Origin of the sequence: Bartonella sp. MM73XJBT (genome assembly GCF_028618465.1) — a bacterium.
Taxonomy (GTDB): Bacteria; Pseudomonadota; Alphaproteobacteria; order Rhizobiales; family Rhizobiaceae; genus Bartonella.
The window spans coordinates 1-6,296 of the sequence record NZ_JAQISY010000054.1 but is presented as its reverse complement, the minus strand read 5'-3'; the positions used below and the strand labels follow the sequence as shown (position 1 = coordinate 6,296).

Genomic DNA, 6,296 nt, shown 5'->3' with positions numbered 1-6,296 from the left:
AATTGCTGAAAAACTCGATAAACTACAGCAAAAATACCATTCACAATCAAAACACGCCTCAAATTACCGATAATTTTTGCTCCTTTCATTCTATAAAGAGTCTCCATTTCATAAGTCCGCTAACAACCGGTTCGCAAACGCTCTGCTTTTTGATACCCCCAGATTTTTCAACAGTGCTGTGGGTTTTGCCCTTTCGTAAACTTTTGCTTTTTAAAGGCGCGTGTTTTTTATAGCACGCAGTATAGGGCGTGAAATGTGGAGCATGGATTTTCCTATTTGGTCCCGTGAGAAAAGCATAAAAAGTGGGTAGAGTGTTTTTCCAGACATGGGGGAGAACAAGTTTAAGCGAAGCTTAGCAGATTTTTGAGAAACGACACTGCGAAGCGCTCTATGAAATTATGATAGAGACGTTCAGGGGGGGCTTCTTGTTGTTCAAACATTGTTGTTCCAATAGGGGGAGGCTTTTGCAGAATGATGGGAGCCAATTGCTGAAAAACTCGATAAACTACAGCAAAAATACCATTCACAATCAAAACACGCCTCAAATTACCGATAATTTTTGCTCCTTTCATTCTATAAAGAGTCTCCATTTCATAAGTCCGCTAACAACCGGTTCGCAAACGCTCTGCTTTTTGATACCCCCAGATTTTTCAACAGTGCTGTGGGTTTTGCCCTTTCGTAAACTTTTGCTTTTTAAAGGCGCGTGTTTTTTATAGCACGCAGTATAGGGCGTGAAATGTGGAGCATGGATTTTCCTGTTTGGTCCCGTGAGAAAAGCATAAAAAGTGGGTAGAGTGTTTAGATCGCTGTGGGAGAAAAATATTGCTGCAACAGAAATGTGCGTAAAACAGTAAGAAGAGTTTTTGTGGGTTATGATGGTGAAATTTTACTATCAGAGTGCCACTGCACATGATACATCGGTGTTAACGTTCTCTTTAAAACACACAGATCATGACAATCAGCTTCAAAAAACAGCCTTACCATGAAATACTAGCGAGAGGGTTGCGTGCACAACGCAATAATGACACACTGATCCCGCAAGCATGCTTCACATATTGTACGCACAGCCTATACGGAGTCTGCCGCTCCTAAAGACTCAGACGGAATGCTACTTACGTCGTACAATGACCGCAGTTGTACCCTTAAACACCGGTTCCTACCCCCCTATCACAATTGCTTGCCAAAAGCATCATGCCATCATAGCAACCGCTAGGGGAGTCCACAACATCGTTCTACAAACTGTTGACGGCATTTGCCAAGCTAACAGTTTTCTTAGCCCACCTACGCCCATGAGACTATCACTCTCCTCTTTTTGAATCGTAAAACAAAATGATTTCCCATCAGCGATAAATCATCTGCTCAAAGTCCAGCGAGCTCAAACTCATAGCATTCTAAACCTTTAGGCTCGCTCTTCCCCCAAGGGGGCATAGTCAGATATATCACTTTCCTCACCTCTTCACGCGCTGGGATAAAAAAATCTGAAACTACGAGGCAACGCTGCACTTGTATGCAGCGTTGTTGTTAAGAATAAGCTTCTCTTGAGAGAGTTCTGATAGGAAGTCCCCATGGTATAGGAATTAATTTGGATTCTTTCGAAATGCTCTATATAAATTTAATGTGCCGCCCCAAAACACACCATCAGTGAACCCACTTAAAAGACCAAAAAGAAGATTAAAATCAAATGCATATTTCAAATCAGGTTTAACATGGAGAAAAACAATCAATGTGAATTTGATGACAAAAGCGATAAGAATAAATATCAGCGTCAACGGCGTACCAGGCCGAATAATTAAATCCGTTCCCTCTTTGATTTTTAAACGCGGAGTGGCACGCCAGAGCAACCAGCCAACGCCAACGCCGATCATCAGCCCTGCCAACATTGAGAATGCTCCCCAGCATGGGAACGCCAGCTGGTTAATCACATCGCTTCCGCCCAAAAAAAGAAAGACTAACGGCAATAGAAAAAGGCGGTTAACCTTCATTTCCCTATCTTTCAATGCGATTATTCCCCTCGCGATGAGAAAAATAAGCAAAATCCAGGCCCATAAAGGGGTTTTAGTCAGAATATTAAACAATGACATATTATGCTCCATGGTGTTTCACGCGATAAAAATATTGCATGACATGAGGAAGATATTTAGAAAAAAGAATACCAGCAAAAATTAAACCCATAGTGACCAACCAAATCTGGGGGGAGCATGTAAAAAAAGCCACTAGAAGACCATTGGCAAAAAAGATGATGACCCAAATACATGTAATATATTTATTGATGAGATAAAAGAGGATATGTTTGCGTTTTTCTTCAGGAATACCAGCAGGCGCATAAAAAATGGTAAAGGGTTTTTTTACCAGCAAGCTCATCAATGAAACCAGAGTAAGTGACAGATAGCAAAAAACTGTAGGGTAGTTCAGTAAAAGTGTAGACCATCCAGTGAAATAATTAACAAACAGAACAATAACTGTCAGAATGTTAGTAATCATCACGGGTTCTCTCTGCCGGATAATTTTAATATTCAGAGCAATAATGAACAATAAAAGCACCGTTAAAATAAGAGAGCGTTCGACCAGAGTTAAAACGTTTCCATTGATAATCCAGGAGTGAATACTCCACGGAATAAAAGAGATTATTATGTTAAACATGGTGCATCCTTCTTTTTATATTTGATAGAAAACTGACCGCAAGCTCTTCGTTTTTTAGTTTCCGTATGAATATAAAAAACACCATCTGGTTCACACTCTGTATCCTGTTTAATGGTCAACTGATAGGTATCTCCCGGATAAACTGCTTCAATGAACTTTACTTTTTTCAGCGCAACAGATGCGATATTTTTCGCCCCACACGAAAAAGACTTCATTTTATCTTTCCTTGATGACAAGGTGTGATCATATCGGCTTTTCTTCGCTAGATTTCTTCTTCCAGTTCCTGAATGATTTTCTTCAATTTTCGTGTCACGATGACACGCAACAATAAAATACTTGGTAAGAAGAAAAGAGCCGCAGCGAAAATCCATGCCAGCGACTCTAAAAGAGCAAAAGAAAGAAAACCTGCTCCACACATCACCTGGTATACAAAGCCAAACACGACCAAAACAGTCACCATAAGTGTAGAGATATGAAATATTCTTTTATAATCCTGTTTTGACAGAACCAAAGCCCCTTCCAACGAAGAAGCAATCCCTTGATTAACCTCTAAATCCTGTTCCATGTTATTTTTCCTCTTTTGCACATCGTCCTAGCAATCCGTCACACTCTTACAACACTCTTTTGCGTTCTCCTTGTGCTTTACGATACAACCACGCACGTTAAATAAAGCCATAAAAAGCATAATGCCATTTACATGAGCGTACAGAATAAGGCTTCTCAAACAGCGAGATGATCTCATAAGCCGATAAGAAGAACTTGCCTTCTACAAACTAACCCCATTTTGCTATTGGGTTGCTTCTTGCCATTGCGGGCTGTTTTTTCCACTGAAGCTCCTGTAGAATGTACAAGAGCGTAAGAATAGGCAAAGAGACAAGAAAACACCCCAAAATCAAATAGACATTCAAAACATCACATCGCTGATATCCACAAAACAAACCGCCATTTTTTCCAAGGAAGCAGTAAGATCAAAAACTTTGCATGACTAAGCAATTGAGGCAATCATAATCATCAAAGAAATATTGCCTATGATAACAGCTCTAGAGCCTCTTGTTTTATACTCTTTTCCTGTCAGAACTAGCGTACCTGCAAATGATAAAACAGCGCCTTGATCAAAGCCTAAATCCTGCTCCATCTTATCTTTCCTATTTTGCACACCGCCCTAGCGCTGCGTCACGTTCTTGCAGCACTCTTTTCAGTTCTCTTTTGGCTTTACAATACAACCGTGCACGCTTGATAAACATGTAATAAAGGAGCAAAATTGGCAAAGAAATGGAAAGGCTAACAATCACCCAACATAGACCAGAGAGAACTGTTAATGTTATAAAACTAGCGGTCATTGTTTCCCCCTATAGCATCCTGCGCACGAAGCGCTTCATCTCGTTGTACAATCGCTTCTTCCAATTGTTGAATTGTCTTTCTCAATTTTCTACTCAACTTGACAAAGAACAGTGCAATGATAGGGCTCAATAACAAAGCACACACCCATATAATACTCACCAGCATCATGATAAAGAAGCTTATATCATTCTTCCACCATTCCCAGCCTTTTACAGCAAAGAAAACCTGTAAAATGATATAGAGAAAACAGAAGAAAAAGATAACTTTAAACTCTCTTGGCCAGAGCATCATGGATGTTTTGAAAGAAAGCAGGCGTGCTTTTGCCTCAAGCACTGCATTCTGTTTTTGTATTCCCTTCTTATCACTGTGTAATTTCTGTAATGCATCCTTTTCTTGTATGATGCTCTTTCTCAATTCCTGAGACAGTTTACAGTGCAATCTGAGATATTTGATCAAAAAGTAAGGAACTCTGATGATGACCATAAGCATAAGAATGCCTATGATAATCAGTCCAAACATACCGAAATATTTTATAAAAATAGCCACTTTTTTCCCCTATCGCATTGTGTGAAGATGTTGTGTTACACTCTCTTCAAGCAAATTTTTCCAATTTTTTTACCGTTCTTTTCACGCCACAATAGAGGAGAGCGTGAAGTATCAAAACCACCGGTAAGAAAGAAACAATACATGCCCAGCTTGAAAGCCACCCTTGGAATACAAACTCGATGACTTTAGACAAAACAGGGGCCTTGACTGCCAAATCTGCCAAAAAAATTGCAGATCTTGGATAAAAAGCCGCACTAATCATCAAGCACACCAAAGGGATCAACATGATCAAAACAACACAACAGATGATTTTATACTCTCTTCTTGACAAAGCCAAAGATTCTTTAAAGGCAACAGGACTGAACTTTGCCTCAAAAATTGAGTTTTGCGCCCTGCTATGTTTTTCATAACGGCCCAATTTTTGCAGTGCAGCTTTTTTAAGTTTTCGCCACATGCAAAACAACAAGCCTGCGCGTTTAACAAAAGAATAATAAATGACAAAAACCGTCATAAGAGTAAAAATAAAAATCATAATATATGCTGCACCAATGAGCACACTCATAAATATTGCCCAAACTATGGTCCATAATGAAAAAACAATCACTCTCCCCCCCTATCTATTGCGTAATTGGTATTTTGCAATTCTAACGATTTTTCCCATTGCTGGATCATTCCTTTTACCTCACGCTTCAACACAGCACAGAAAATAAACAAGAGCGGAAAGAATCCGAAAACAAATCCAAAGATGGCTATTGGTATACAACATATCAAAGCCCAAACGCCATTCCATCCAGCAGCCCGCCATAATTCTATAAAATGCTTTTGTAGCAGAGCACCTGCTTCAAAAACCTGTTTTCCAATATTTTCCTGCCCCATTGCTCGAAGATTTTCCTGAGCAATCGCTTCAAACTGCTCCTTGGAGATCACATGAAAATATTCCAGAGGATTGATATAGGCCATAGCGGCAAAAAACACTAATAAGATTACAGCCAAACAACAGATAATGACATAATCTTTTGTTGAGAGAGCCAAGGATTTTTTGAAAGAAAAAAGCTTTGATGCTTCATCAAAAGCTTGCCCCGACACAACAACCGCCTCACTGGCAAGAGATCCGTGTTGTGGTTTGTCTATGGTCATGCAAATACCCCCCATTCCTGAAATGTTTGACAACACACACACTAACGTGAGGGATTCATTTAAAGCTTTTTTTACAATTGTGCAAGCTCTCTCATGTTTTTATCAGCACGTTTTTCTCCACCGCTGTGTTATTTCTTTCAATTCACGATCCAAGAGAAAATGGAAGAGCAAAATAACTGGCAAGAGTATATAACTAAAAAAGCATCTGCAAAATAAGACAATAGAGTAGCCCAAACGCCATTCCACCCAGCAGCGCGCCATAATTCTGTCCTATTCATTTTGCTAAAGGCAAGTTTGTTCAAGGATAAATTTTTTAAACTTTCCAGAAATGTTTTGTAAAGATTTGCCTAAACCATTGCTTCAAACAGCTCTTTGGATATCACGGCTCCTTGGAGATCACATGAAAATATTCCAGAAGATCTCCGTACATTATAGCAGCGTAAAATATCACTATTGTGAGAGATAAGCAAAAGATAATGACATAATCTTCTATCGAGAGGGGATCGCTTTTTTGAAAGAAAAAAGCTTCGATGCTTTATCAATAGCACCCCCAGACACAACAGCTACCTCACTGGCAAGAGACCCGTGTTGTGGTTTGTCTATGGTCATAAAAACACCCCCACACTTTTTCA

The 6,296-nt window shown here is 39.5% G+C and carries 10 protein-coding genes; all 10 read right to left on the bottom strand.

All coding sequences use genetic code 11. The features are described 5' to 3' along the window. Positions 1 to 341: 341 nt before the first annotated feature. The 10 genes from PVV69_RS09045 to PVV69_RS09000 all read right to left on the bottom strand — a co-directional run bounded on the left by PVV69_RS09045 (position 342) and on the right by PVV69_RS09000 (position 5,664). Positions 342 to 572, bottom strand: coding sequence for a hypothetical protein (locus PVV69_RS09045; protein ID WP_273757244.1), 231 nt, complete (start codon positions 570 to 572; stop codon positions 342 to 344). Positions 573 to 1,577: 1,005 nt separating this feature from the next. Further along, on the bottom strand, positions 1,578 to 2,081 hold the full coding sequence (locus tag PVV69_RS09040) for a DUF6622 family protein (RefSeq protein WP_273757243.1): 504 nt from the start codon (positions 2,079 to 2,081) through the stop codon (positions 1,578 to 1,580). Position 2,082: 1 nt separating this feature from the next. Further along, on the bottom strand, positions 2,083 to 2,640 hold the full coding sequence (locus PVV69_RS09035) for a hypothetical protein (RefSeq protein ID WP_273757242.1): 558 nt from the start codon (positions 2,638 to 2,640) through the stop codon (positions 2,083 to 2,085). After that, a complete protein-coding gene (locus tag PVV69_RS09030; protein ID WP_273757241.1) occupies positions 2,628 to 2,855 on the bottom strand; it encodes a hypothetical protein in 228 nt (75 codons plus the stop codon). Before PVV69_RS09030 ends, PVV69_RS09035 begins: the two co-directional genes overlap by 13 nt. Before the next feature lie 47 nt (positions 2,856 to 2,902). Next, complete coding sequence (locus tag PVV69_RS09025) at positions 2,903 to 3,205, bottom strand: hypothetical protein (protein WP_273757240.1); 303 nt, start codon at positions 3,203 to 3,205, stop codon at positions 2,903 to 2,905. Positions 3,206 to 3,625: 420 nt separating this feature from the next. Further along, positions 3,626 to 3,775, bottom strand: coding sequence for a hypothetical protein (locus PVV69_RS09020; protein WP_273757239.1), 150 nt, complete (start codon positions 3,773 to 3,775; stop codon positions 3,626 to 3,628). A 10-nt stretch (positions 3,776 to 3,785) separates the two neighbouring features. Continuing rightward, positions 3,786 to 3,980 carry a hypothetical protein gene (locus PVV69_RS09015; RefSeq protein WP_273721665.1) on the bottom strand — a complete coding sequence of 65 codons (195 nt, stop codon included), beginning with the start codon at positions 3,978 to 3,980 and terminating at the stop codon, positions 3,786 to 3,788. After that, complete coding sequence (locus PVV69_RS09010; protein ID WP_273757238.1) at positions 3,970 to 4,527, bottom strand: hypothetical protein; 558 nt, start codon at positions 4,525 to 4,527, stop codon at positions 3,970 to 3,972. The genes PVV69_RS09015 and PVV69_RS09010 overlap by 11 nt, the downstream gene beginning before the upstream one ends. Positions 4,528 to 4,573: 46 nt before the next feature. Continuing rightward, positions 4,574 to 5,131, bottom strand: coding sequence for a hypothetical protein (locus PVV69_RS09005; protein WP_273757237.1), 558 nt, complete (start codon positions 5,129 to 5,131; stop codon positions 4,574 to 4,576). Next, positions 5,128 to 5,664: a hypothetical protein gene (locus PVV69_RS09000; RefSeq protein WP_273757236.1), complete on the bottom strand. Its 537-nt coding sequence runs from the start codon at positions 5,662 to 5,664 to the stop codon at positions 5,128 to 5,130. Before PVV69_RS09000 ends, PVV69_RS09005 begins: the two co-directional genes overlap by 4 nt. Between the last annotated feature and the right edge of the window lie 632 nt (positions 5,665 to 6,296).